This is a genomic window from Salipiger bermudensis (genome assembly GCF_019801965.1).
GTDB classification, from domain to species: Bacteria; Pseudomonadota; Alphaproteobacteria; order Rhodobacterales; family Rhodobacteraceae; genus Salipiger; species Salipiger bermudensis_A.
Window position 1 is genome coordinate 242,211 of sequence record NZ_JAHVIA010000004.1, and the last position, 25,217, is coordinate 267,427.

At 68.5% G+C, this 25,217-nt stretch carries 28 protein-coding genes and 1 riboswitch; of the genes, 19 read left to right on the forward strand and 9 right to left on the reverse strand.

Annotation, left to right across the window (positions count from 1 at the left end; translation table 11 throughout):
* The first annotated feature begins 23 nt into the window (after positions 1-23).
* A complete protein-coding gene (locus KUV62_RS10605) occupies positions 24-707 on the forward strand; it encodes a molecular chaperone DjiA (RefSeq protein ID WP_222603665.1) in 684 nt (227 codons plus the stop codon).
* A gap of 5 nt (positions 708-712) precedes the next feature.
* Positions 713-1,714: an endonuclease/exonuclease/phosphatase family protein gene (locus tag KUV62_RS10610; RefSeq protein WP_222603666.1), complete on the forward strand. Its 1,002-nt coding sequence runs from the start codon at positions 713-715 to the stop codon at positions 1,712-1,714.
* A gap of 5 nt (positions 1,715-1,719) precedes the next feature.
* Here KUV62_RS10610 and hisA read toward each other — a convergent pair whose 3' ends face one another.
* Entirely contained in the window at positions 1,720-2,442 is a 723-nt protein-coding gene (gene hisA / locus KUV62_RS10615; RefSeq protein ID WP_222603667.1) for a 1-(5-phosphoribosyl)-5-[(5-phosphoribosylamino)methylideneamino]imidazole-4-carboxamide isomerase, read from the reverse strand.
* 134 nt (positions 2,443-2,576) lie between these two features.
* Here hisA and KUV62_RS10620 point away from each other — a divergent pair, with 134 nt between their 5' ends.
* Positions 2,577-2,963, forward strand: coding sequence for a DUF2147 domain-containing protein (locus KUV62_RS10620; RefSeq protein WP_222603668.1), 387 nt, complete (start codon positions 2,577-2,579; stop codon positions 2,961-2,963).
* A gap of 26 nt (positions 2,964-2,989) precedes the next feature.
* Here the strand turns inward: KUV62_RS10620 and KUV62_RS10625 are convergent, their stop codons facing one another.
* The 5 genes from KUV62_RS10625 to KUV62_RS10645 form a co-directional block, all read right to left on the reverse strand.
* Complete coding sequence (locus KUV62_RS10625; protein ID WP_222603669.1) at positions 2,990-4,255, reverse strand: MFS transporter; 1,266 nt, start codon at positions 4,253-4,255, stop codon at positions 2,990-2,992.
* 338 nt (positions 4,256-4,593) lie between these two features.
* Entirely contained in the window at positions 4,594-5,229 is a 636-nt protein-coding gene (gene hisH / locus KUV62_RS10630) for an imidazole glycerol phosphate synthase subunit HisH (protein ID WP_222603670.1), read from the reverse strand.
* 60 nt (positions 5,230-5,289) lie between these two features.
* Positions 5,290-6,081, reverse strand: a complete 792-nt coding sequence (locus KUV62_RS10635) for an enoyl-ACP reductase (RefSeq protein ID WP_222603671.1) — start codon at positions 6,079-6,081, stop codon at positions 5,290-5,292.
* A 30-nt stretch (positions 6,082-6,111) separates the two neighbouring features.
* Positions 6,112-7,341, reverse strand: a complete 1,230-nt coding sequence (gene fabB / locus KUV62_RS10640) for a beta-ketoacyl-ACP synthase I (protein WP_222603672.1) — start codon at positions 7,339-7,341, stop codon at positions 6,112-6,114.
* A gap of 93 nt (positions 7,342-7,434) precedes the next feature.
* Entirely contained in the window at positions 7,435-8,067 is a 633-nt protein-coding gene (locus KUV62_RS10645; RefSeq protein ID WP_222603673.1) for a hypothetical protein, read from the reverse strand.
* Between the two features lie 106 nt (positions 8,068-8,173).
* Between KUV62_RS10645 and KUV62_RS10650 the strand changes: the two genes are divergently transcribed.
* Positions 8,174-8,407, forward strand: coding sequence for a hypothetical protein (locus KUV62_RS10650; protein WP_222603674.1), 234 nt, complete (start codon positions 8,174-8,176; stop codon positions 8,405-8,407).
* A 30-nt stretch (positions 8,408-8,437) separates the two neighbouring features.
* Here the strand turns inward: KUV62_RS10650 and fabA are convergent, their stop codons facing one another.
* On the reverse strand, positions 8,438-8,947 hold the full coding sequence (fabA, locus tag KUV62_RS10655; protein WP_222603675.1) for a bifunctional 3-hydroxydecanoyl-ACP dehydratase/trans-2-decenoyl-ACP isomerase: 510 nt from the start codon (positions 8,945-8,947) through the stop codon (positions 8,438-8,440).
* 177 nt (positions 8,948-9,124) lie between these two features.
* Between fabA and irrA the strand changes: the two genes are divergently transcribed.
* Both irrA and KUV62_RS10665 read left to right on the forward strand, forming a co-directional pair.
* Positions 9,125-9,544, forward strand: coding sequence for an iron response transcriptional regulator IrrA (irrA, locus tag KUV62_RS10660; RefSeq protein ID WP_222603676.1), 420 nt, complete (start codon positions 9,125-9,127; stop codon positions 9,542-9,544).
* A 157-nt stretch (positions 9,545-9,701) separates the two neighbouring features.
* Positions 9,702-10,388, forward strand: a complete 687-nt coding sequence (locus KUV62_RS10665) for an FAD-binding oxidoreductase (RefSeq protein ID WP_222603677.1) — start codon at positions 9,702-9,704, stop codon at positions 10,386-10,388.
* Between the two features lie 3 nt (positions 10,389-10,391).
* Here KUV62_RS10665 and KUV62_RS10670 read toward each other — a convergent pair whose 3' ends face one another.
* Both KUV62_RS10670 and KUV62_RS10675 read right to left on the reverse strand, forming a co-directional pair.
* Positions 10,392-10,892 carry a GNAT family N-acetyltransferase gene (locus KUV62_RS10670; RefSeq protein ID WP_222603678.1) on the reverse strand — a complete coding sequence of 167 codons (501 nt, stop codon included), beginning with the start codon at positions 10,890-10,892 and terminating at the stop codon, positions 10,392-10,394.
* Positions 10,883-11,752: a hypothetical protein gene (locus tag KUV62_RS10675; RefSeq protein WP_222603679.1), complete on the reverse strand. Its 870-nt coding sequence runs from the start codon at positions 11,750-11,752 to the stop codon at positions 10,883-10,885. Before KUV62_RS10675 ends, KUV62_RS10670 begins: the two co-directional genes overlap by 10 nt.
* 383 nt (positions 11,753-12,135) lie before the next feature.
* Between KUV62_RS10675 and miaB the strand changes: the two genes are divergently transcribed.
* The 13 genes from miaB (at position 12,136) to KUV62_RS10740 (ending at position 24,928) form a co-directional block, all read left to right on the forward strand.
* Entirely contained in the window at positions 12,136-13,443 is a 1,308-nt protein-coding gene (gene miaB / locus KUV62_RS10680) for a tRNA (N6-isopentenyl adenosine(37)-C2)-methylthiotransferase MiaB (protein WP_222603680.1), read from the forward strand.
* Positions 13,444-13,674: 231 nt separating this feature from the next.
* Positions 13,675-14,292: an OmpA family protein gene (locus tag KUV62_RS10685; protein WP_222603681.1), complete on the forward strand. Its 618-nt coding sequence runs from the start codon at positions 13,675-13,677 to the stop codon at positions 14,290-14,292.
* 10 nt (positions 14,293-14,302) lie between these two features.
* Positions 14,303-14,608 carry a hypothetical protein gene (locus tag KUV62_RS10690; RefSeq protein WP_222603682.1) on the forward strand — a complete coding sequence of 102 codons (306 nt, stop codon included), beginning with the start codon at positions 14,303-14,305 and terminating at the stop codon, positions 14,606-14,608.
* Positions 14,609-14,758: 150 nt separating this feature from the next.
* Complete coding sequence (locus tag KUV62_RS10695) at positions 14,759-15,739, forward strand: PhoH family protein (protein WP_222603683.1); 981 nt, start codon at positions 14,759-14,761, stop codon at positions 15,737-15,739.
* A gap of 258 nt (positions 15,740-15,997) precedes the next feature.
* Positions 15,998-16,480, forward strand: a complete 483-nt coding sequence (gene ybeY, locus KUV62_RS10700) for an rRNA maturation RNase YbeY (RefSeq protein WP_222603684.1) — start codon at positions 15,998-16,000, stop codon at positions 16,478-16,480.
* A 36-nt stretch (positions 16,481-16,516) separates the two neighbouring features.
* The gene (locus tag KUV62_RS10705) at positions 16,517-17,488 is read left to right on the forward strand and encodes a hemolysin family protein (protein WP_261395552.1); all 972 of its coding nucleotides are present in this window, start codon (positions 16,517-16,519) and stop codon (positions 17,486-17,488) included.
* Positions 17,481-19,031, forward strand: coding sequence for an apolipoprotein N-acyltransferase (gene lnt, locus KUV62_RS10710; protein ID WP_315901578.1), 1,551 nt, complete (start codon positions 17,481-17,483; stop codon positions 19,029-19,031). The genes KUV62_RS10705 and lnt overlap by 8 nt, the downstream gene beginning before the upstream one ends.
* A gap of 14 nt (positions 19,032-19,045) precedes the next feature.
* A riboswitch (SAM-SAH riboswitch) is annotated at positions 19,046-19,094 on the forward strand.
* 3 nt (positions 19,095-19,097) lie between these two features.
* Entirely contained in the window at positions 19,098-20,276 is a 1,179-nt protein-coding gene (gene metK, locus KUV62_RS10715; protein ID WP_222603685.1) for a methionine adenosyltransferase, read from the forward strand.
* 286 nt (positions 20,277-20,562) lie between these two features.
* On the forward strand, positions 20,563-21,276 hold the full coding sequence (locus KUV62_RS10720) for a tRNA (guanine(46)-N(7))-methyltransferase TrmB (protein WP_222603686.1): 714 nt from the start codon (positions 20,563-20,565) through the stop codon (positions 21,274-21,276).
* Positions 21,277-21,413: 137 nt separating this feature from the next.
* Positions 21,414-22,757: a 3-phosphoshikimate 1-carboxyvinyltransferase gene (gene aroA / locus KUV62_RS10725; protein ID WP_222603687.1), complete on the forward strand. Its 1,344-nt coding sequence runs from the start codon at positions 21,414-21,416 to the stop codon at positions 22,755-22,757.
* Positions 22,757-23,263, forward strand: coding sequence for a hypothetical protein (locus tag KUV62_RS10730; RefSeq protein WP_222603688.1), 507 nt, complete (start codon positions 22,757-22,759; stop codon positions 23,261-23,263). The genes aroA and KUV62_RS10730 overlap by 1 nt, the downstream gene beginning before the upstream one ends.
* A gap of 52 nt (positions 23,264-23,315) precedes the next feature.
* Positions 23,316-23,939, forward strand: coding sequence for a (d)CMP kinase (locus KUV62_RS10735; RefSeq protein ID WP_222603689.1), 624 nt, complete (start codon positions 23,316-23,318; stop codon positions 23,937-23,939).
* Complete coding sequence (locus tag KUV62_RS10740) at positions 23,936-24,928, forward strand: aldo/keto reductase (protein ID WP_222603690.1); 993 nt, start codon at positions 23,936-23,938, stop codon at positions 24,926-24,928. Before KUV62_RS10735 ends, KUV62_RS10740 begins: the two co-directional genes overlap by 4 nt.
* The last annotated feature ends 289 nt before the right edge of the window (positions 24,929-25,217 follow it).

Sequence of the window (25,217 nt, forward strand, 5' to 3'; positions counted from 1 at the left end):
CCGCAACGCACTAAAATTGCCGAATGTCGATCTGGACCCGCATCTCCGAGGCACTCTCCGCGCTCGCCAATGGCGAGGGCCTTGGCGCGGTGTTCGACCGCCTGCGCCAGCCGCCCGAGCGCAGCGTCGCCTTCACCATCGCGGTGATCGCGCTCTCGGCCAAGATGGCCAAGGCCGATGGCCAGGTGACCCGCAACGAGGTGTTGGCCTTCCGCGAGGTGTTTCATGTCGCCCCCGAGGACGAGGCGGCGGCGGCCCGGGTGTTCAACCTCGCCCGGCAGGACGTGGCCGGCTTCGAGGAATACGCCCGCCGCATCCGGCGCATGTTCGACGACAGCAAGGGGCCGATCTGCGACCTGCTGGAGGGGCTGTTCTACATCGCCATGGCCGATGGCCATTATCACCCGGCCGAGGAGGAATTCCTCGACCGCGTGGCCGAGATCTTCGAGGTCGCGCCCGCCGATTACCGCGCCATCCGCGCCCGCTTCGTGCCCGATGCCGCCCCCGATCCCTATGCCGTGCTCGGGGTCTCGCCGGAGGCCCCGCTCGACGAGATCCGCCAGCAATGGCGCCGCCTCGTGCGCGACAGCCACCCCGACGTGATGCAGGCGCGCGGCGTGCCCGAGGAGGCGGTGAAGCTCTCCGAGAAGCGCCTGATCGACATCAATCACGCCTGGGAAGAGATCTCGGCGCAGCGCGCGGCCTGAGGCGGATGCGCCTCGCCACCTACAATATCGAGTGGTTCGACGCCCTGTTCGACGATGCCGGCCGGCTGATCGACGATGGCGGATGGTCGGCGCGCCACGACATCACCCGCCAGCAGCAGACCGAGGCCCTGGGCATCGTCTTCACGGCGATGGATGCCGACGCGGTGATGATCATCGAGGCGCCCGACAGCAATTCCCGGCGCGACACCGACCGCGCGCTGAAGCACTTCGCCGAGGCCTTCGATCTGCGCACCCGCGAGGTGCTGACCGGCTTTGTCAACGACACCCAGCAGGAGATCGCGCTGCTCTACGATCCGGCAATGCTGACGGTGCGCCACGCCCCTCAGGAGAGCAACGAGGCGCCACGCTTCGACCGGGTGTTTCATATAGATCTCGATATCGACGCCACCCGCGACAAGGTCAGCTTCTCGAAGCCGCCGCTCGAGGTCGAAGCGGTGACCGCCTCGGGCAAGGTGCTGCGGCTGGTCGGGGCGCATCTGAAATCCAAGGCGCCGCATGGCGCGCGCAGCCGCGACCAGATCATGCGGCTGGCCATCTCCAACCGGCGCAAGCAGCTGGCGCAGGCGATCTGGCTGCGTCGCCGGGTCGAGGCGCTGCTCGAGGCGGGCGAGAGCGTCATCGTCATGGGCGATCTCAATGATGGCCCCGGGCTCGACGAATACGAGCACCTGTTCGGCCGCAGCTCGGTCGAGATCGTGCTGGGAGATGGCGGGCCGCGGCTCTTCGATCCCCATGCGGAGCGCGCGCTGGCGTCGAAATTCGGTGCCCAGCCGACCACCGCGCGGTTCTATCTCGGGCCCGAGCAGCGCTACATGCAGGCCCTGCTCGACTATATCATGGTGTCCGAGGATCTCGCCGCGACCGGCCCGTCATGGCGCATCTGGCACCCGTTCGACGACCCGGTCTGCTGGCGCACGCCGGAACTGCGCGCGGCGCTGCTCGATGCCTCGGACCACTTCCCGGTCACGCTCGACATCGATCTCTGAGAGGCTCAGCCCGCGAGGGCCTCGAGCGCCTCCTTCAGGTCGAGGGCGCCATCGTAGAGCGCCCGGCCCGAGATCGCGCCGTTGAGCGCTGCGCCGCAATCGCGCAGATCCTTGAGATCCTTGAGCGACGACACACCGCCCGAGGCGATGACCGGGATCGTCACCGCGCGAGCGAGGGACGCGGTGGCCTCGACATTCGGGCCCTGCATGGCGCCGTCGCGGTTGATGTCGGTGTAGATGATCGCGGCAACGCCGGCATCCTCGTAGCTCTTGGCGAGCTCGACCGCGTCCACATCGGTGACCTCGGCCCAGCCCTTGGTGGCGACGCGGCCGTCGCGGGCATCGATGCCGACGGCGATCTTGCCGGGGAAGGCGGCGGCGGCCTCGCGCACGAGGGCGGGGTTCTCCACCGCCACGGTGCCAAGGATGACGCGCGCCAGCCCTTTGTCGAGCCAGCGCTCGATGGTCGCCATGTCGCGGATGCCGCCGCCAAGCTGGGCCGGGGTCTTGGTCTGGCTCAGGATCGCCTCGACCGCCGCCGCATTGACCGGCTCGCCGGCGAAGGCGCCGTTGAGATCGACGAGGTGCAGCCACTCGCAGCCGGCGGCGACGAATTCCAGCGCCTGCGCGGCAGGATCGTCGTTGAACACGGTGGCCTTGTCCATGTCGCCACGCAGCAGGCGCACGGCCTTGCCGTCCTTCAAATCGATCGCGGGGTAAAGGATCATCGGCTCACTCGGCTCCGTCTCTGTCAGGTCTCGTGACGCGAGGTCTCATGAAAGCCTACCCTGCGTCAATGTTGAACGGAATCGGCGGCTTGCGTCAGGCTCCTGATACATTGCTCAGAGGGAGGAGACGAGCCATGAAAGCACTGGCATTGGCGGCGGGGCTGATCGGCCTTGCCGGCGCGGCGCTGGCGGACCCGGTGGAGGGGGTCTGGCAGACGCAACCGGACGACAACGGCAATTTCGCACTGGTCACCATCGCGCCCTGCGGCGCCGAGATCTGCGGCACGCTGGGCAAGGGCTATGACAGCGCCGGCCAGCCGATCGACTCGCCCAATATCGGGCGCCAGATGATCTGGGGCATGTCGCCCAAGGGCGGCGGCGCCTATGGCGGCGGCAAGATCTGGGCGCCGGATCGCGACAAGACCTACAACTCGAAGATGGCGCTCTCGGGCGACCGTCTGAAGGTCGAGGGCTGCGTTCTGGGCATCTGTCGCGGCCAGACCTGGCGGCGGGTGCAGTAGCGCCCGCGGGGGCGGGCGGCGGGGCCTCAGGGCCTCTCCGCCTCCTCCTGTTCGCCCTCGGCCTGCTCGACGGCCCAACTGGTGGCCGCCTCGATGGCCACCGGCGAGGTGGTCGGCAGCACGGTGAGGTAGCTGTCGCTATCCTCGACCAGCGGCGCCGGGCGCTGGGTCATCCGGTAGAGCGCGAAGAGGGCGATGCCGGCGAAGGTCACGGTCAGCACCAGCCAGAAGCCATGCGGGCCGAGCGCCTGCATGGCCCAGCCGCTGAGCAGCGGCCCCGCGATGGCCCCGAGCCCGAAGATGAACACGAGGCCGCCCGAGGCGGCGGGCATGTCGTCGGCGGGCAGATCGTCGTTGGTATAGGCGAGAAACAGCGAGTAGAGCGGCGTGGTGACGCCGCCGGCGAGGAAGGCGGCAACGAGCAGCAGCTCGGGATGCGCCTCGGTCATCAGCCCGAGCGCGCAGGCCGCTGCGCCGATGACGGCGGCGCCGAGGATCAGCTTGCGCCGGTCCATGACGTCGGAGAGCCAGCCGATCGGGTATTGCAGGAACAGCGCCCCGGCGAAGAGCGTCGCGACGAAGAGGGCGATCTGCGACGCCGAGAGGCCGATCTGGGTGCCAAACACCGCCCCCATTCCCGATTGCGTGGCGTAGATGCTGCCGAGGAAGAAGGTGCCCACGGTGCTGAGCGGCGCCAGTCCGAAGAGCTGCCGCAGCGACATCGGCCGCGCCACGCTGACCGCCGGGGTCGGGGTGACCGAGAGCAGGATCGGCCCGAAGGACAGCGAGACCAGGATCGAGGCGACGATGAACAGCGCCGAGGTGGCGGCGTCCCCGAAGGTCAGCAGGTATTGCGCGCCGATGACGCCGAGGGTCTGGGCGATCATGTAGGCGGAGAGGATCTTGCCGCGGGTGTCGTTGGTGGCGGCGTGGTTGAGCCAGCTCTCGGCGGCGACGTAGACGCCGGACATGCAAAAGCCGATGATCAGCCGCAGCGGCGTCCAGGCCCAGGTCTCGGTGACCAGCGGGAAGGCGATGAGGCCGGCGGACATGAAGCTGCCGAGCGCGGCGAAGACCCGGACATGGCCGACGCGGCGGATCAGGACCGGCGTCACCCGGGCGCCGGAGAGGAAACCGATATAGTAGCCGGAAGTGATGATCGCGAGGGCGCCGGCGGAGAAGCCCTCGATATCGCCGCGCAGGCCGATCAGGGTGAACTGCATGCCGTTGCCGAGCATGATCAGGAGGGTGCCGAGCAGGAGCGCCCAGACGCTGCCAAGGACGGAAATCATGCGGGGCCTCTCGAGTCGCGCGTTGGGATTTCCGATCCTGTTGCACGAAGCGCGGCACCTTGGCGAGCGCCGCCGCGTCATCCTCCATGCACTCCGCGACATTGCACAAGGATGCGGCAGTCCGGCGCGGCGCCATGACCGTCGCCCGGCCCGCTCGGCAAACGGGAGAAAGGGGCGCTGCCCCCTCTTGGCGCCGTGCGCCAATTCACACCCGAGGTATTTTTGAACCAGAGAAGGGTAGGGCGCGGCGTCCTTGGCTTCTCTTCGTCAAAAATACTCCCGCCGGAGGCGTCCGGGCGTGCCGCGAGAGCTGCCGCCGGGACAGCCTTGTGCGGGCGTCAGGGGCGCCAGGCGAGGAAGTTGGCGATCATGCGCAGGCCGGTGGCGGCGCTTTTCTCCGGGTGGAACTGCAGGCCGATCACCGTCTCGTGGGCGACGATGGCGGTGACGTCGCCGCCGTAATCGACATGCGCCACGCGCTGGGAGGCATCGCTCATGTCCATCTGGTAGGAATGCACGAAATAGGCGTGATCACCGGTCGAGACGCCCTCGAGCACCGGGTGGGGGTGGTCGATCACCAGATCGTTCCAGCCCATGTGCGGGACCTTGAGCGAGGCGTCGGAGGGCGCGATGCGCGCGACTTCGCCGTCGATCCAGCCGAGCCCGAGGGTCTCCTCGTATTCGTGCCCCTTGCGGGCCAGAAGCTGCATGCCGACGCAGATCCCAAGGAACGGCACGGCTCGGCGCTCGACCGCCTCGACCATCGCCTCGAAGCAGCCCGAGCGTCGCAGCGCCGCGGCGCAGGCCGGGAAGGCGCCGTCGCCCGGCAGCACGATGCGGTCGGCATTGGCCACGGTCTCTGGATCGGTGGTCACCACCACCTCGCCGGCGCCGGTCTCGGAGGCCATGCGCTGGAACGCCTTCTCGGCCGAGTGCAGGTTGCCGCTTTCATAATCGATGATTGCCGTCAGCATCGCGTGCGGTCCTTTCCGGTCAGAGGGCGGGGAGGGCGGGCGCGGGGGCGCCCTGCCGGCTCAGAGGAAATCGTATTGCGGCATGCCCAGCACGTGGTAGCCGCCATCGACACGGATGATCTCGCCGGTGGTACAGGCGCCGGCATCGGAGACCAGGTAGACCGCCGTGCCGCCCACCGCCTCGAGCGTCGCGTTGGAGCGCAGCGGCGTGTTCTGCTCGGTGAACTTGTAGGTCTTGCGGGCGCCGCCGATGGCCGCGCCGGCCAGCGTCTTCATCGGGCCGGGCGAGATCGCGTTGACCCGGATGCCTTCGGGGCCGAGATCGTTGGCGAGGTAGCGGGTCGCCGATTCGAGCGCCGCCTTGGCGACCCCCATGACGTTGTAATTCGGGAACACCCGTTGGCTGCCGTCATAGGTCAGCGTGAGCAGCGTCCCGCCGTTCTCGACCATCAGCGGGTGGGCGCGGCGCGCCACCTCGATGAAGCTGTAGCAGGAGATATCGAGCGAGTTGCGGAAGTTGCTGCGGGAGGTGTTGAGAATGCGGCCCGTGAGCTCCGACTTGTCGGAGAACGCGATGGCGTGGACCACGAAATCGATCGTCGGCCAGCGCGCCGCCAGGGTCTCGAAGCCGGCGTCGAGCGAGGCGTCGTCGGTCACGTCGACATCGACCATCAGGTCGCTGCCGACGCTTTCCGCCAGCGGCTGCAGGCGCTTGCCGAAGGCTTCGCCCTGATAGGTGAAGGCCAGCTCGGCGCCGGCCTCGTGCAGGGCGCGCGCGATGCCCCACGCGATGGAGCGGTCATTCGCCACCCCCATGACCAGCCCGCGCTTGCCCTTCAGAAGCTCCGACATGTTCTGTAATCCGCTGTTATTTTTGTAAGATCAGTCACTGTAGCGGCTCAGCAGCATCGAGCCGTTGGTGCCGCCGAACCCGAAGGAATTGGTCATCACCGTGTCGAGCCCGGCATTGTCGACGCGGGCGGTGGCGATCTCGGCCGGCTTCAGCGCCGGGTCGAGCTCGTCCACGTTGATCGAGGGGATGATGAAATCGTGCTCGAGCGCCAGCAGGCAGTAGATCGCCTCCTGTGCGCCGGTGGCGCCCTGGCTGTGGCCGGTCATCGACTTGGTCGAGGAGACCGGCGGGGTCTGGCCGTCGCCGAAGACCCGGCGCACCGCCTCGATTTCGCCGACATCGCCGACCGGGGTCGAGGTGCCGTGAGCGTTGATGTAGCCGACCTTGCGATCCTCGGGCAGGGTCGAGAGCGCGAGGCGCATGGCGCGCTCGCCCCCCTCGCCGGAGGGCGCGACCATGTCATGGCCGTCGGAGGTCGCGGCGAAGCCGGTGACCTCGGCGTAGATCTTGGCGCCGCGGGCCTTGGCGTGCTCGAGTTCCTCGAGCACGAGGATGCCGCCGCCGCCGGAGATCACGAATCCGTCGCGGCCGGCATCGAAGGCGCGCGAGGCCTTCTCGGGGGTGTCGTTGTACTTCGACGACATCGCGCCCATGGCGTCGAACAGGCAGGACAACGTCCAGTCGAGCTCTTCGCCGCCGCCGGCGAACATCACGTCCTGCTTGCCCATCATGATCTGCTCTGCGGCGTTGCCGATGCAGTGCAGCGAGGTCGAGCAGGCGGAGGTGATCGAGTAGTTGATGCCCTTGATCTTGAACGCGGTCGACAGGTTCGCGCTCACCGTGGAGCACATCGCCTTGGGCACCGCGAAGGGGCCCACGCGCTTGGTGCCGCCGGTCTTCAGAACGGTCTGGTGCGCGGTCAGCAGCGCCGAGGTCGACGGTCCGCCGGAGCCGGCGATCAGGCCGGTGCGCGGGTTGACCACGTCGGCCTCCTCGAGCCCGGCATCGGCGATGGCCTGTTGCATGGCGATGTGGGCATAGGCCGCACCGGGGCCCATGAAGCGCAGGGTGCGCTTGTCCACGTGCTCCGACACGTCGAGATCCACGGCCCCGGCGATCTGGCTGCGGAAGCCGTGTTCCTTCATCTGTTCGTTGGCAGTGATGCCGGAGCGGCCTGCCTTCAGCGAGGCGAGAACTTCTTCGGCGTTGGTGCCAATGGACGATACGATGCCCAGTCCGGTGACGACGACGCGACGCATGTTGCCTCCCATGAGTTTGTTGGGGGCTATGTAGGGCATGGGGCAGGGGGGACGCAAGCAGGGGATTGCCTCTGCGGAACCGTCGTGGAGGCTTCAGCGCAAGGCGCGCCGGCGGCTGAGCGGCGCGCTTTCGACGGCCACGCGCTGCACGTATTTCAGGTGACCGATGGCGCGCAGGAAGTCCTGGTGATCGCTGCGCTGCTCGAGATAGTCGGACAGGCGCAGCAGGTCGACCGGCTGGCGCACCACCAGCGCCTTGATGCGCTCGACCGCGTCATCGACCGTGTAGTGCCGGACGATATGGGCGGCGGTCTGGGTGGGGGTGAGGAGGTAGTAGTCCTGCGCCCGGCGCGGCGTGTCGCGCACCGCGTCGAAGGGCGAGGCGCCGAGGGCGCGGAACCTCGGGATATGGATGCGGGTGTCGAGCGCGGGGTTGTCGAGGGTCGAGCCGGTGGCCTGTCGGAACCCCATGGGCGCGAGGCGACGGGCGGCGTATGCGCGCATCGGGCCGGTCATCATGTCCATGTCGGCGCGGTCGTAGCGCAGGTCATCGAAGACCGAGAGCAGGCGCCAGCCGGTATCGGCGAGCATTAGGTAGGGATCGTCGGCGAGATCGGCCAGCGCGCTGCGCAGGGCTTCGGCGCGCTGGCGTCCGTCGAGATCGAGCGGCTCGAAGGCGCTGTAGCGCGGGCGGCGCAGAAGGCGCTTGGCGATCCCGGCGATCATGGTGGCGCTCCCTTCGCTGCGCGGTCCCGGCGCGGGGCGCGCGCTGGACAAGCAGGCGCCGCCGCTTATCTCGCAAGCTAGGAGCAAACGAGCGAGGGACCAGCCCATGCTGCAGGACAAGCGAAAGGATCTCGACGCGGAGAAACGCAAGAGGCTGCTGGAGCGCCTGTTGCAGGAGATCGGGCGCGAGCAGCCGGATCTCTACTACCAGTCGACCAGCGAAATCGCGCAGCGGTTGAAGCAGCACATCGCCAGCGGCGCGGCGCTGCATTCGGAGGATCGGGCGCTGGTGGCGCGGCTGAGCCCGCGCGACATCGCGGTTCTGCTCAGCCTGCATTGAGCGGCGCCGCGAAGGCGCCACTCGCAAGGATCAGCTCTCGGAGAGCGCGACCTTCATGTCCTTGACCTGGTAGATCACCTCGCCATCGGCCTCGACGATGCCGTCAGCGACGCCCATGGTCAGCCGGCGGGTCTGGATCGCCTTGGTGAAATCGATCTTGTAGGTCAGCATCTTGCGGTCGGGGCGCACCATGCCGGTGAGCTTCACCTCGCCAACGCCGAGCGCGTAGCCACGGCCCTGCCAGCCGCGCCAGCCGAGATTGAAGCCGGTCAGCTGCCAGAGGCCGTCGAGCCCGAGGCAGCCGGGCATGATCGGGTTGCCCGGGAAGTGACAGTCGAAGAACCACAGGTCGGGTGTGATGTCGAACTCGGCCAGCACGTGGCCCTTGCCGTGAGCGCCGCCATCTGCCGAGATATCGGTGATGCGGTCCATCATGAGCATGGGCGGGGCCGGAAGCTGCGCATTGCCCTCGCCGAACAGCTCGCCGCGGGAACATTTCAGCAGGTCTTCCTTGCCGAAGCTGGTGGGATAGTCGGCCATCGGTGACTGAGCCTTCGTGTCATGGGTTTCGGTTGCGGCCCCCTCTATCACCGCGAAAGCCTTGCTTGCAAGCCTGCGCAAGGGGGCGGCAGGCCCGTCGGAATCGTGTTTTTCGTTTGAATTTCCATCCCTGCGCTCCTTATATATGACAGAGACATGATGGCATCGGATAGGGCTATGACAGCAGAGGCCGTACAGAGAGGCACCGAATGGCTGGCGCAGGCAGACCTGCGCCCGACCCGGCAGCGCGTGGCGCTGGCGGCGCTTCTGGTTGGCGATGGCCAGCACCGTCACGTCACCGCGGAAAGCCTGTTCTCCGCCGTCAAGGAACAGGGCGAGAGCGTCTCTCTGGCCACCATCTACAACACCCTGCGCGCCTTCTGCGATGCCGGGCTGATGCAGGAAGTGACGGTCGACGGCACCCGCAGCTACTTCGACACCAACACCCACGATCACCCGCATTTCTACTGGGAGCATGATGGCCACCTGACCGATGCCCCGGCCGAGGAAATGGTGATCGCGCGCCTGCCCGACGTGCCCGAAGGCGCCGAGATTGCCTCGGTCGATGTGGTGATCCGCCTGCGCAAGCGCGACTGAACGTGCCTCTCCGGATCGTCTTTGCGATGCCCGGAAAACCGCGCCACCGTTGACCGCCCCGACAGGAACGGCCCTGACCGTTTCGTGACAGGTGCAAGTGACGCCCGCAGGAACCCCGGGCCGCGCTGGTCGTTGGTCTCCCAAAAGGAGACACCGCATGACACGTACGCTCACGCTTCGCAGCATCACCCCCGTCACCCACGACACCTACCGGCTCGCCTTCGACCGGCCCGACGATCTCGACTACACCCCCGGGCAGGCCGCGCATATGGCGCTCGACCAGGACGGCTGGCGCGACGAGATCCGCTCGTTCACCATGACCTCGCTGCCGGGCGAAGAGCAGCTTGAGTTCATCATTAAGTCCTACCCCGAGGAGGCCGAGGGCCATGGCGGCGTCACCGAGCGCATCGCCCGGCTGCAGCCCGGCGACACCATGCTGATCGAGGACATCTGGGGTGCCATCGAAGACAAGGGCGACGGCGTCTTCATCGCGGGCGGCGCCGGCGTGACGCCGTTCATCGCCATCCTGCGCGAGAAGCTCGCGCGGAAGGGCACGCTCAAGGGCAATACGCTGGTCTTCTCCAACAAGGCCGAGCGCGACATCATCCTGCGCGACAGCTTCGACAAGATGCCGGGGCTCAAGACCTGCTTCCTCGTCACCGACGAGGAGGACAGCCCGCTGCACCGGGGCCAGATCGATGCCGAACTGCTCAAGGAGCATGTCACCCCGGGCACCGACACTTGTTACATCTGCGGCCCCGACGCGATGCTCGACGACATCGCCGAGGCGCTGAAATCCATCGATGTGCCGGAGGGCGACATCGTGATGGAGCAGTTCGACTGAGGCTCAGCCCCTCAGGTCACGGGTATAGAACAGGTCGGTCTCGGGCCCCTCGGGGCCGATCACCGTGTTGGGCATCCGGCCCTGCCAGACGAAGCCGTGGCGCTCGTAAAAGCGGATCGCGCGGGCGTTGCGCTCGGCCACGCAGAGCTCGAGCTGCCAGACCCCGAGCGGGCGCACGTGGTCGATGATCGCGGCCAGCAGCTGCGCCGCGGCGCCGGCGCCGTGCAGCGCGGGGCGGATGTAGAAGGCGCCGATCTCCACCCGGTGCGCGGCGCGCGCGAAGGGCAGGCGGCGCAGCCCCACCATGCCGCTGAGCGTCTCCCCGTCGAAGAGCCCCAGCGTCATGCCCGCCGAGAGCGTCTCGGCCACCGCCTCGCGGCTCAGCGCCTGCACCTCCTCGGGCGTGCTGCAGAAGGCGGACTGGAAGCGCTCGACCGCCTCGAGGCAGAGCGCCGCGTAGGCCTCTGCATCGTCCGGGGTAAGGGTGCGGGGGGTCAGAACCATTGCCCGGGCTCCATCAGTCCGAGATCGAGCAGCTGGCGCGAATGCCATTCGAACTCGGTCGAGTTGTGCCAGCGGAAATCGCGGATGTCGTAGCTGCTGCCGGGGTTGCGCTTCAGCGCCTTGGCGGTGCGGAACGAGACCAGCGCGGCGGTGAGGTTGTTGTGCCACGGGCAGGCATAGGTGTTGTACTCCTCGTCCGAGAAGCTGTGATCGTCGCGCAGCGTCAGCCCGGGCTTGGCCCGGAACAGCGCGATGCGATCGATCTTGCGCCGCGCCTCGGGCACGTGCTCCTCGTAGCGCCAGCGCAGGCCGCCATAGAAATCCAGCTGCCGCTCCTTGGGATGGCCGCGCCGCGCGGCATCGCTGCGCGCCTGCGCGTAATAGCCCGACCGATCGAGATAGGCCCGGTCGAGCGACACGGCATCGGGAAAGCGCTTCAGGTCGCCGGCATAGAGGTCGATGACATAGGTCAGCATCGCGTCGCGCCGTTCCTCGGCGTGGAAGGCGAGCATCTCGCTGACCGACCGGGTCTCGCAATAGGGGTAGAACAGGTACTCGGCGTTGAAGCAGTAGAACATCCAGAGGCCCGGCCCGGCCCCGATCACCGCGTCGACGGCCCGCGGCACCGCGCGCTCCGCGTCCAGGTCGTAATCGACCCGGTGCACCCGCTCGCGCAGGTCCCGCGCCATCGCGAACGGTTTCGGCATGAAGGCGATGACGCAGCGGAAGCCCGATTGCAGGACGTGGCGCAGGGTGGTGTCGATCTCGACCTCGTCCTCGCAGAACACCATCGCCACCGGGCCGTCGCCGAGCGCGGTCTTCGCGCCGCGGAGGAACTGTGCAAGGCTCTCGTGATGCATGGTCTGTCTTCCTGCCCGATCCGCGCGCAAGGATTGGTGAATTCGACGGTCTTTGCAAGCAGCCGGGCGGCCCCCCCGGTCGCGATCTGGTCGCATCAGGTATTTGAAAACCGGAGAAGACCGGGGGCGCGCGCCTGATCTCGGGCAGCTCCTCGGGCCTCCGTCGCGCCATCGCCGGGGATCGCGGCGCGGCGGACACTGCGCCCCTGTCTTCTTCTGGCCAAAAATATCCCCGCCGGAGGCAGGCCGGCCCTCGCGGACGGGCACGCCTCCCGGACCGGCGCGCCGCCCCTCCCGGCCCGCGCCCCTCCGCGCACCCTTTTCACGCAGCCCGTTTTGCGCTATCCGCCCGCCCTTGAACCGCGCGACCGGGAGTCCCTCTCATGACCCAGCCCAAGAAGCTCTTCATCAAGACCTATGGCTGCCAGATGAACGTCTATGACAGCGAGCGCATGGCCGAGGCCATGGGCGGGCAGGGCTATGTCCAGACCGACAGCCCCGACGACGCCGACATGATCCTGCTCAACACCTGCCACATCCGCGAGAAGGCGGCGGAGAAGGTCTATTCCGAGCTTGGCCGCTACAAGGGGCTCAAGGCCGAGCGCCCGGATCTGAAGATCGGCGTGGCTGGCTGCGTGGCGCAGGCCGAGGGCGAAGAGATCATGCGGCGCCAGCCGATGGTCGATCTGGTGGTCGGCCCGCAAAGCTACCACCGCCTGCCCGAGCTCGAGGCCAGGGCACGCGGCGGCGAGAAGGCGCTCGACACCGACTTCCCCGAGGAGGACAAGTTCGAGCGGCTGAAATCCCGCCCCAAGGCCAAGCGCGGCCCGACCGCCTTCCTCACCGTGCAGGAGGGCTGCGACAAGTTCTGCGCCTTCTGCGTGGTGCCCTACACACGCGGCGCCGAGGTCTCGCGCCCGGCGGACCGCGTGCTGACCGAGGCCCGCGATCTCGTCGAGCGCGGTGTGCGCGAGCTCACGCTGCTGGGCCAGAACGTCAACGCCTATCACGGCCATGACCGCGGTCTCGCCGGGCTGATCCGCGAGCTGGCAAAGATCGACGGGCTCGAGCGCATCCGCTTCACCACCTCGCACCCCAACGACATGGATGACGACCTGATCGCCGCCCATGGCGATTGCGACAAGTTGATGCCCTACCTGCACCTGCCGGTGCAGGCGGGTTCCGACCGGATCCTCAAGCGGATGAACCGCCAGCACACCGCCGAGCAGTATCTCAAGCTCATCGAGCGGCTGCGCGCGGCGCGCCCCGACCTGCATCTCTCGGGCGATTTCATTGTCGGCTTCCCGGAAGAGACCGAGGCCGATTTCCGCGACACGCTGGCGCTGATCGAGGCGGTGGAATACGGCTCTGCCTTCTCGTTCAAGTATTCCGAGCGCCCCGGCACCCCGGCGGCGGAGCGCCCGCAGGTCCCTGAGGCCGAGAAGGACGACCGGCTGCAGCGCCTGCAGGCGCTGCTCACCCGCCAGCAGCGCGCCCTGCAGGACGCCATGGTGGGGCGCGAGGTCGGCGTCCTGTTCGAGAAGACCGGCCGCCTGCCGGGCCAGATGGTCGGCAAGTCCGACTACCTGCACGCGGTGCACGTGGCGGCCGAAGGTGTCGTGCCGGGCGATCTGCGCCGGGTCCGCATCGTCGAAAGCGGGCCGAACTCGCTGAAGGGCGTGCTCGCTTGAGTTGAACCCGCCGATCGGCCTGCATCTGCCGCGATCTTTTCGCGGCGGTCCGAGACAATGCGGCAAAGATCGGTGGTTTGTTCTGCTCCCTACCACAATATATGGTGGTTTTTCCTTCACAGGCTGGAAATGTCTGCTACTCTCTTGCCTTAGAGTAAAATTGCATCTTTTGCCCGTCCGGCGCCTGCGGCACAGCGGGCGGGCAACAAGCACAAAAAGGGGACAGAGGCTGTGGCGAAACGCATTTCCAAAGCCTTCAGAGGGGCGGTCGGCGCGCTGGCGCTGGCCTGCGCCGCGGTGGCCGGGATCAGCGGCCCGGCCGCGGCCGGCAGCGACGGCGAGGCTCTGAACACGCCGGTGATTTCCACCCAGAACACCCGCACCATCCGCGGCGAGCGCTACGTGCCGGGGATCTCCCTGTCGCCCGACGGCTGCGAGATCTGGGTGATGGATGACGGCGTCGAGGGCTACGCGGTGTCGCGCATGACCCCGGATGGCCGCCCGGTCTGCCGCGACATCAACGTCTGCGGCACGCTCAACACCGACCAGTACTTCGCCACCGACAAGTATTACATCTCGCCCAAGGGCAAGGCGCGGCTGGAAGAGTTCTTCAACAGCGCCGACGCCTTCGGCTTCATCATCGCCGGCCACACCGATGCCCGCGCCAGCCTCGAGTACAACCGCCGCCTGAGCTACAACCGGGCCAACGCGGTGGCCAAGGTGGCCCGCGGCACCGGCGCCCGCATCATCGACGTGCGCGGCTACGGCGAGGAATACCCGGTGGCGACCAACCGCACCGTCGAGGGCATGGCGAAGAACCGCCGCGTCGAAATCCTGTGTGTGCGCTGAGGAGACGACCATGACCGCATCCCGCTTCGTTCTCGTCCTCGGCGCCGCGCTGGCGCTCGCCGCCTGCGATGCCGGCCCTGACAAGAGCCAGGACCGCAACACCATCGACCGCAACGACCTCTCGCAGATCAAGTGGGGCGTCTGGGTCGACCCCGACGGCTGCGACAACTGGATCGCCGATGATGGCGTCGAGGGCTATCTCGCCCGGCGCTACGACCGCTACGGCAAGCCGATCTGCTCCGGCGTGGCCCCGCCGACCGTGGCCACCGGCGATTTCAAGCAAGGCGCCACCTCGGTGATCGGCGATCCGATCTGACCCGGTGCAGAGCCCGGCTGACAGACACGACCGCGCGGTGCCCATCGCGCGGTCGTTTTGCGTTTGCCGGGAGCGCGCGGTGATCGCGGGGCTTGCCCTTCGCGGGGCCGCTTGGCACGATGGACACGACTCTAGGCGCAGGAGACATGCGTGACGACAGGCACTCTGACAGAAGCCATCCTCGAATTCCCCGACAACCGGCTGCTGATCGATCTTTGCGGCGAATTCGACCGTAACCTCACAGACATCGAGACCCGGACCGGGGTGCAGATCCTGCGCCGCGGCAACCAGCTCGCGATCCACGGCCCCGAGGAGGCGCAGGCCGCCGCCCGCGAGGTGCTCAATGCGCTCTACCAGCGGCTCGAGCAGGGCCGCTCGGTGGGCCGGGCCGATATCGACCGCGAGTTCCGCCTCGCCCCCGAGGCCGAGGAAGAGGTCGCCGGCGGCCAGCTCGAGATGTTCGAGGGCGGCAAGGTCGAGATCAAGACCCGCAAGAAGCTGATCGAGCCGCGCACCGATGCCCAGAAGGCCTATGTGCGCTCGCTCTACCAGCACGAGATGTGCTTCGGCATCGGCCCCGCCGGCACCGGCAAGACCTATCTCGCCGTCGCGGTGGGCGTGAACATGCTGATCACCGGCGCGGTCGACAAGATCATCCTCTGCCGCCCGGCGGTCGAGGCCGGCGAGCGCCTCGGCTTCCTGCCCGGCACGCAGGAGGAGAAGGTCGATCCTTACATGCAGCCGCTTTACGACGCGCTCAACGATTTCCTGCCCGGCAAGCAACTCGCCAAGATGCGCGAGGAAAAGACCGTCGAGATCGCGCCTCTGGCCTTCATGCGCGGCCGCACGCTGTCGAATGCCTTCGTGGTGCTCGACGAGGCGCAGAACGCCACCACCATGCAGATGAAGATGTTCCTCACCCGCCTGGGCGAGGGCTCGCGCATGGTGATCACCGGCGACCGCACCCAGGTCGACCTGCCGCGCGGCGTGCCCTCCGGCCTGCAGGATGCCGAGCGCCTGCTGGCTTCGATCGACAAGATCGGCTTCAACTACTTCACCGGCAAGGACGTGGTGCGCCACCCGCTGGTCGCCGCCATCATCGAGGCCTACGAGAAAGACGTCGAGGGCTGAGCCCCGCATCGCCCCCGGGCAGCCTGAGCTTCGCGCTGCCCGGGGGCGGACGCAGCCCGCCGCGGACCGCCTTGATTCGACCCGCGCCCCGCACCGGAGCCGTCCGGCGCCACCTCGCCCCCTTGCGCAGAAGGCTGCAGCCGCTATACGCCCGGTGTCTTTCTCTGGTTGAAAAATACCTCGGGGGAGTCCCGGACGCAGGTCCGGGACGGGGGCAGCGCCCCCGGCCGCAACGCTGACACAGGCAGGACAGGCTCGATGCTGACCGACACCCTTCTCGAAGACCCGCGCTGGCAGGAGGCCGGTTTCGAGGCCCTCGCCGAGCGCGCCGCCCGCGCCGCATTGTCGCATCTTTCCCTCGATCCCGAGGGCTTCGAGATCGCGGTGCTGGCCTGCGATGACGCCCGCATCGCCGAGCTCAACGGCGATTTCCGCGCCAAGCCCGCCGCCACCAACGTGCTGTCCTGGCCGTCGGAGGAGCGCCATCCCGAGGAGCCGCCGCAAGGCGGCGAGGAGGGGATGCCGGAGGAGCTCGGAGACATCGCCATCGCCTGGGAAACCTGTGCCCGCGAGGCCGCCGAGCAGGGCAAGCCGCTCGCGCATCACATCACCCACCTGATGGTCCACGCGACCCTGCATCTGCTTGGTTACGATCACATCAGTGACGCGGAAGCCACGGTGATGGAAACTCTCGAGACGGAAATACTTGGCAAAATGGGTATCGAGGACCCATATTCGTAACGCTTGGGGCTAGGACCCCGTTTTTGGATAGGAACAATGGGCGATAACGACGGCTCGTCTACGGCAGCGCAAAGCGCGCAGCAGCTGACAGATGCACCCTCGGGCGATGGGCTTTTCCGCCGCCTTATCAAGGCGTTCAAGCCGGAGGGCGAGGAGGGCCAGGAGGCCGGAAACGGCTCCGTGACGGTCGCCATGCCGCCCCCCGGCATGATGAACCTGCGACGCATGCGCGTCGAGGACGTGGCGATTCCCAAGGCCGAGATCGTCGCGGTGCCCGACACCATCACCAAGTCCGAGCTGGTTCAGGTCTTCCGCGACAGCGGCATGACCCGCCTTCCGGTGTTCTCCGGGACGCTCGACACGCCCGTGGGCATGGCGCACCTGAAGGATTTCGCCCTGCGCCACGGCTTCAACGGCAGCGACGAGGATTTCGACCTCAAGAAGATCCTGCGCCCGCTGGTCTTCGTGCCGCCCTCGATGCCGATCGGCGTGCTGCTCACCAAGATGCAGACCGAGCGCCGGCACATGGCGCTGGTGATTGATGAGTATGGCGGCGTCGACGGTCTGGTGACCATCGAGGACCTGATCGAACAGGTCATCGGCGAGATCGAGGACGAGCACGATATCGACGAGGGCCGCAATTTCTTCCGCGAGAAATCCGGCAGCTGGCTGGCGCTTGCCAAGACCCCGCTCGAGGAGTTCGAGGCCCAGACCGGCATCGCGCTCACCGAGGACAAGGAGATCGACGAGGAGGAGATCGACACGCTCGGCGGTCTGGTCTTCATGCTCGCCGGCCACGTTCCGGCACGGGGCGAGGTGGTGCCGCATCCGGGCGGGTTCGATCTCGAGGTGGTCGACGCCGATCCGCGCCGCATCAAGCGCCTGCGCATCCGCCCGCACGAGCAGGCCGCCGCCGCCGGGCTGACCACCGCGCGCCCGGCCGAGCCGGTCGCACCGCTGGCGCCCGAGCCCCGCTCCGAGGCCTCGGCCGAGGCGCAGAGTGCCTGACACCACCGCTGCCGCGCAGAGCCGTCTCCGAAGCCTGGCGCGACTCGCGCTCGCCATTCTGGCGGGCGCGGCGCTGGGGCTGGGGCAGGCGCCCTGGGCGATGACCTGGGCCGGCTTCGCCGGTCTCGTCGCCATCGTCGCGCTGTTCTCGCTGGCGCGCGCTCCGCGCGCGGCGCTGGCCACCGGCTGGGGCGCGGGGCTGGGCTATTTCGCGCTTGTTCTCAACTGGGTTACCGAGCCGTTCCAGGTCGATGCCGCGACCACCGGCTGGATGGCGCCCTTCGCGCTGGTGCTGTTGGCTGCCGGGCTGGCGCTGTTCTGGGCGCTGGCCTTCTGGTGCGCCGCGCGCGCGGCGCCGGGCCGCAGGCTGCTCGCGCTCGTGGTGGCCTGGTCCGCCGTCGAACTGGCGCGGGCCTACGTGCTGACCGGCTTCGCCTGGGCCACGCTCGGCTCGCTCTGGGCGCCAACGGACGCGCTGCAATGGGCGGCCTGGATCGGCACCCACGGGCTTACGGTCGTGACCCTCGGCATCGCGGTGCTTGTGGTCGGCGGCGCGCGCGACGGCCGCGCCGGCCTGCCGCGGCTGGCCCTGGGCCTCGCAGGGCTTGCGGCGCTGGTCGTGGGCGGGGCGGCGATCACCCCGCCGCTGCAGGATCTGGCCGGACGCCCCGTCGTCCGGCTGGTGCAGCCCAACGCGCCGCAGCACCAGAAATGGGACCGCTCCTTCGTGCCGATCTTCTTCGAGCGGCAGGTCGAATACACCGCGGCCCCGGCCAGCGAGGGGCTCGACCGCCCGTCGCTCACCGTCTGGCCCGAGACCGCGCTGCCGATGCTGCTGCAGAACGCCGATGACGCGCTGGCCCGGATCTCCGACGCTGCCGGCCCCGCCAAGGTGGCGCTCGGCATCCAGCGCGTCGAGGACGGCACCTGGTTCAATTCGCTGGCCCTCGCCGGGCCCGGCGGCGCGGTCGAGGCGACCTATGACAAGCATCACCTGGTGCCGTTCGGCGAATACATGCCCTTCGCATCGCTCTTCGCGCGGATCGAGGTCGGCGGCCTGGCGCAGCGTGCCGCCGGCGGCTACGGCGCCGGGCCGGGGCCGCGCACCATCGATCTCGGGCCCGAGCTCGGCCGGGCGCTGCCGCTGATCTGCTACGAGGCGGTGTTTCCGCAGGACCTGCGGTCGCCGCAGCGCCCGGACCTGCTGCTGCAGATCACCAACGATGCCTGGTTCGGCACCGTCTCCGGCCCCTACCAGCACCTCTCCCAGGCGCGCATGCGGGCGGTTGAGCAGGGGCTGCCGCTGCTGCGCGCCGCCAATACCGGCATCTCGGCGGTGATCGACGGGGCGGGACGGGTGCTGGACAGCCTGCCGCTTGGCGAGGCGGGCTATCTCGACACAGCCCTGCCGCCGCCACTGCGGGTCACACTCTATAGCCGTACCGGGGATCTTCCGCTCGCCCTGCTGCTCGGCTTGCTGGCGTTTACGCTGTGTTTGCCGCGGCGCCGGGTTTCGGTTGACGGCGACTCCGCAACCACGTAGCGGTAACTGTCATATCCCCGTCACAACGGCTTCCTGGCGTGACGGCTGGTACCCAATGGAGCAAATATGTCCCGACAGAATTACACTTTCACCTCGGAATCCGTGTCCGAGGGCCACCCGGACAAGGTCTGCGACCGGATTTCCGATGCCATCCTCGATGCGCTCTTGGCCGAGGATCCGCTGGCCCGCGTCGCCTGCGAGACCTTCGCCACCACCAACCGCGTGGTGATTGGCGGCGAGATCGGCCTCACTGACCAGGACAAGCTGCACGAGTACATGCAGCGCATCCCCGATATCGCGCGCGCCTGCATCAAGGATATCGGCTACGAGCAGGACAAGTTCCATTGGGAGACCTGCGAGATCACCAACCTGCTGCACGAGCAGTCGGCCCATATCGCGCAGGGCGTGACCGGCGAGCGCGGCGACGAGGGCGCCGGCGATCAGGGCATTATGTTCGGCTATGCCACCAACGAGACGCCCGAGATGATGCCGGCGCCGATCCTCTATTCGCACGCGGTGCTCAAGAGGCTCGCGGAGGCGCGCAAGTCCGGTGCCGAGCCGCAGCTCGGGCCCGACGCCAAGTCGCAATTCTCGGTGCGCTACGAGAACGGCAAGCCGGTGGGCGTCACATCGGTGGTGCTGTCGCACCAGCATCTCGACCCGAGCCTCAGCTCGGACGACATCCGCGCCATCGCCGAGCCCTACATCCGCGAGGTGCTGCCCGAGGGCTGGCTCGGCAAAGAGACAGAGTGGTGGGTGAACCCCACCGGCACCTTCGTGATCGGCGGCCCGGATGGCGACGCCGGCCTCACCGGGCGAAAGATCATCGTCGACACCTATGGCGGCGCGGCGCCGCACGGCGGCGGGGCCTTTTCGGGCAAGGATCCGTCCAAGGTCGACCGTTCGGCGGCCTATGCGGCGCGCTACCTCGCCAAGAACATCGTCGCCGCCGGCATGGCCGAGAAGGCCACGGTGCAGCTGTCCTACGCCATCGGCGTGGCCAAGCCGCTGTCGATCTATGTCGATACCTTCGGCACCGCCGAGGTCGACCCGGCGGCGATCGAGCGCGCGATCCCCAAGGTCATGGACCTGACGCCGCGCGGCATCCGCACCCATCTCGCGCTCAACAAGCCGATCTACGAGCGCACCGCCGCCTACGGCCATTTCGGCCGCGCGCCGGATGCGGATGGCGGCTTCTCATGGGAGAAGACCGACCTCGCGGACGCGCTCGCCCGCGAAGTCTGAGGCAGGCAAGGGGGCGGCCTCGTCCGTTGCCCTCGACAATTGGCCTTGCGCGGCAGCGATGCCGCGCGGGGCAGGCCTGAAAGCGATGCCGCGCGGTGTGGGTTCAGGGACGATGCAGCAAACACAGCGGTGACGCCGCGCGGCTTACGCCCGCAGACTGGTGCCGCGCGCAGTGCGCGCAGGATTGGTGCCGCGCGTCAGGCGCGCAGGATTGGTGCCGCGCGTCAGGCGCGCGAGGGCGCTGCGGGATTGCCCCGCGCGCGGCTTGGCGCTAAAGCCCCCGGCCATGACCAGTTCGAACAAGCATCCCGGCGCCCCGTGGCGCAACTTCTACGGCCGCGTGAAGGGCAAGACGCTGAAGGCGTCGCAGGAAGCCTATCTCGACGAGGATCTCGCCAAGCTGTCGCCCGGTGCGGTGGATTGGGAGGAGAACCCCGAGCGCGCGCCGCTCGACATGGGCGCGATGTTCGGCGGCAAGCCGGTCTGGCTCGAGGTGGGCTTTGGCGGCGGCGAGCACATGGTGCACCAGGCCGCGACCTACCCAGGTGTCGGCGTGATCGGCTGCGAGCCCTTCATCAACGGCGTGGCGATGCTGCTCGGCAAGATCCGCCGGGCCGGCGTCGAGAACGTCAAGGTCTACCCGGGCGACGTGCGCAATCTCTTCGATGTGCTGCCCGACGCCTCGATCGACAAGGCCTTCCTGCTCTATCCCGACCCCTGGCCCAAGGCGCGCCACCACCGGCGCCGCTTTGTCACGCCCGAGCATCTCGAGCCGCTGGCCCGGGTGCTGAAGCCCGGCGCCGAGTTTCGCGTCGCAACCGACATTCCCGATTACGTGCGCCAGACCATGGTCGAGGTGCCCAAGGCCGGGTTCGAGTGGCTGGCGGAGCGGCCGCGGGACTGGCGCGAGCCTTGGGGCGACTGGATCTCGACCCGCTACGAGCAGAAGGCCCTGCGCGAAGGCCGGGTGCCGCATTACATGACGTTTCGCAAACGCTGAGCGGGGCAGGGGCGCTGCCCCTCTTGGCGCGATGCGCCAATTCACCCCGGAGTATTTGAAAACGAAGAGAAGACAGGGGCGCGGGCGGCTGCTATCAGCGCCGTGAGCGATAACAGAACAGAAGGCGAGGAGGCGAGATGTCGAGCCACGGGGAAGCCATTCCGATGATTGCACGCCGGTCCACGGGGCTGAGCGGCGAGGCGCATGTGCCGGGGGACAAGTCGATCTCGCACCGGTCGCTGATCCTCGGTGCCATGGCGGTGGGCGAGACCCGGGTGACCGGGCTGCTCGAGGGCCAGGACGTGCTCGACACCGCCAAGGCGATGCGCGCTTTCGGGGCGGAGGTCGAGAAGCGCGGCGAGACCTGGCACGTGAGTGGCGTCGGCGTCGGCGGCTTCGCCGAGCCCGGGCAGGTGATCGATTGCGGCAACTCGGGCACCGGGGTGCGGCTCATCATGGGCGCGATGGCCACCACGCCGATCACCGCCACCTTCACCGGCGATGCCAGCCTCAACAAGCGCCCGATGGCGCGGGTCACCGATCCGCTGGCGCTGTTCGGTGCGCAGGCGGTGGGCCGGTCGGGCGGGCGGCTGCCGATGACCATCGTCGGCGCGCGCGATCCGCTGCCGGTGCGCTACGCCACGCCGGTGCCCTCGGCGCAGGTGAAATCTGCGGTGCTGCTGGCGGGCCTCAACGCGCCGGGCGAGACCGTGGTGATCGAGCGCGAGGCGACGCGGGACCATTCCGAGCGCATGCTGACCGGCTTCGGCGCCAAGGTCGTCACCGAGGAAACCGAGGAGGGCCGGGTGATCACGCTCACCGGCCAGCCCGAGCTCGAGCCGCAGGTCATCGTGGTGCCGCGCGATCCGAGCTCGGCGGCCTTCCCGGTCTGCGCCGCGCTGATCACCGAGGGCTCGGACGTGCTGGTGCCCAATATCGGCCTCAACCCGACCCGCGCGGGGCTGTTCTTCACCCTGCAGGAGATGGGCGCCGACCTGACCTTCGAGAACCCGCGCGAGGAAGGCGGCGAGCCGGTGGCGGATCTGCGGGCGCGGTTCTCGCCCGATCTCAAGGGCATCGAGGTGCCGCCCGAGCGCGCCGCCAGCATGATCGACGAGTACCCGGTGCTGTCGGTGGTGGCGGCCTTTGCCGAGGGCAAGACCCACATGCCCGGGGTCAAGGAGCTTCGGGTCAAGGAAAGCGACCGGATCGACGCCATGGCGACGGGGCTGCGCGCCAATGGCGTCGAGGTCGATGAGGGCGAGGACTGGTGGACGGTGCATGGCCGCGGCCACGGCAACGTGCCGGGCGGGGCCGAGACCGAGAGCCATCTCGATCACCGCATCGCCATGTCGTTCCTCGTCATGGGGCTGGCGACGCAGGCGCCGGTCCGGGTCGATGATGGCGGGCCGATCGCAACCTCCTTCCCGATCTTCGAGCCGCTGATGGGCGGGCTTGGCGCGGTGATCGAGCGGCTCTGATGCGCAGGCTCCTGCCGCCCCTTGCGGCCTTTGCCGCGGCGATGCTGCTGCTGATGGGGTGGTACGCGGGGACGGTGCTGATCCCGGCGGCGGGCGGTCTTTGGCCGCTCGACATGCGCCCCTTGGGCTTCTCGGTGGCGGCGGCGCAGGACTACGTTGTGGCGCTCGAGGGGCGCGGGCGGGCGGTCATCCTGCTCGAGATGCGATGGCTTGGCGCGGGCTTCGCCTGGGCCTTCGCGCTGCTCATGGCGCTGGGCCTGCTGCGGCTGAGCCGGGGCCGGGCGATCTGGCTGCGGGCGTTGCTGCTGTTGCCGGTGGCGGCCTATCTCGGGGCTGACTGGGCCGAGGGCGTCACGGTGCGCGAGCTGCTGCTGCGCGGGCCGACGCATTTCCTGCCGCTGCTGGCGGAGTGGGCGGCGCTGTTCACCCGTATGAAGGCCGGCTTCGCGGCGCTGTCGCTCGGGTTGCTGGCCTGGCTGTGGTGGTTGGAGCGGCGCCAGGGTTGAAGCCCCGGGCGGCGCTCGCCATAACGGCGGGACGGATCAAGGAGGCCGCGCCATGAGCTTCACCATCGCCATCGACGGGCCGGCAGCCGCCGGCAAGGGCACCATCAGCAAGGCCGTCGCGGCGCATTTCGGCGTCGGGCATCTCGACACCGGGCTGCTCTATCGCGCCGTGGGCAAGCGCATGCTCGACGGCATCGAGCCGATCGAGGCGGCGCGGGCGCTGGTGGCGGAGGATCTGCAGGCCGAGGGGCTGCGCACGGCGGCGGTGGCACAGGCGGCGAGCAAGGTGGCGGCGATTCCCGAGGTGCGCGCGGCGCTGGTCGATTTCCAGCGCGCCTACGCCCGGCGCGCGGGCGGCGCGGTGCTCGACGGGCGCGACATCGGCACGGTGATCTGCCCCGAGGCCGAGGCCAAGCTCTTCGTCACCGCCAGCGCCGAGGTGCGCGCAAGGCGGCGCTTCGAGGAACTGCGGGCGGGCGGGGCCGAGACCGATTACGACACCGTGCTGGCCGACACCAAGGAGCGCGATCACCGCGATGCCTCGCGGGCCGACGCGCCGCTGCGGCCGGCCGAGGACGCGGTGATCCTCGACACATCGACACTGGATATCGCCACCGCGGTGGCCCAGGCCATCGCCGCGGTCGCGGCCAAACGCAGCGACGGAGAGACGGCATGAAGACACGGACCATCGGAACACTCGAGACCTCCTGCCTCGGCATCGGGGCGATGTCCTTCGCCGATTTCTACGGCGCCACGATGGAGGAGAACTCTCAGGCCATCCTCGACCTCGCCCATGAGCTGGGCGTACGCCATATCGATACCTCGAACGTCTATGGCATGGGCCGGTCCGAGCGCGCCATCGGGGCATGGCTCCGCGTCAATCCGGGCGCGCGCGAGGGGCTGCACATCGCCACCAAGGCGGGCATCACGACAGATGCCGAGGGCAATCGCCGCTTCGACAACTCGCTGGCGCATATGGAGGGCGAGCTTGACAAGTCGCTCGAACGGCTTGGACTGGACTGCGTCGACCTGTTCTACGTCCACCGCTACCAGGCCGAGATCCCGGCCGAGGAGGTGGCCGGCACGATGGGGCGGCTGGTCGAGAAGGGCAAATGCCGCAGCATCGGCTTTTCCGAGATCGCGCCCGCGACCCTGCGGCTGGCGCATGGCGAGCATCCTGTGGCGGCGGTGCAGGCGGAATACTCGCTTTCCACCCGCCTGCCCGAGATGGGAATGGTGCAGGCCTGCGCCGAGCTGGGCGTGGCGCTGGTGGCGTTCTCGCCGGTGGGGCGCTCGCTGCTGACCGACGATCCGATCGACCGCGAGCGCATCGCCGGCAACCCGTTCCTGGCCAGCAATCCGCGGATGATGGAGCCGAACTACAGCCGCAATCTCGAGATCGTGGCGGGGTTCCGGGCGCTGGCCGCCGAGATGGGGCTGAGCGCCGCGGGGCTGGCGATCGCCTGGACCCTGCACAGGGGCGATCACGTGCTGCCGATCCCGGGTACCCGCTCGGTTGGCCATTTCCGCGAGCTGGTGCAGGGCGCCGAGGCCAGCCTCACGCCCGAGGACATGGCCCGGATCGAGGCGGTTCTGCCGATCGGCTGGTGCCACGGCGACCGTTACTCGCGGGCGCAATGGATCGGCCCGGAGAACTATTGCTGAGGCGCCGAGCGGCTCCTCGCGCCCGTGCGGGCGCTCCTCGCGGCGGCGGAAATCGCCGCGAAACCCTGCCTGGGCGGGGTTTGACGCCGCTCGGGGCTTGATCCGCCGGGCGCCTGGGGGTATATCGCGCGACGTCAAGACAGGCGCAAAGCTGCGGACAGGGAGGTGAGCAGGGTCGGAATCACACCGGCCCTCTTTGTTTTGTAGCGCCAGTACCGACCAACGTTGCCCGTTTCAGGCGGGTGGCAGCCAAGACCGGCGGAGACAACCGCCCGGCCAGAAAACCGTT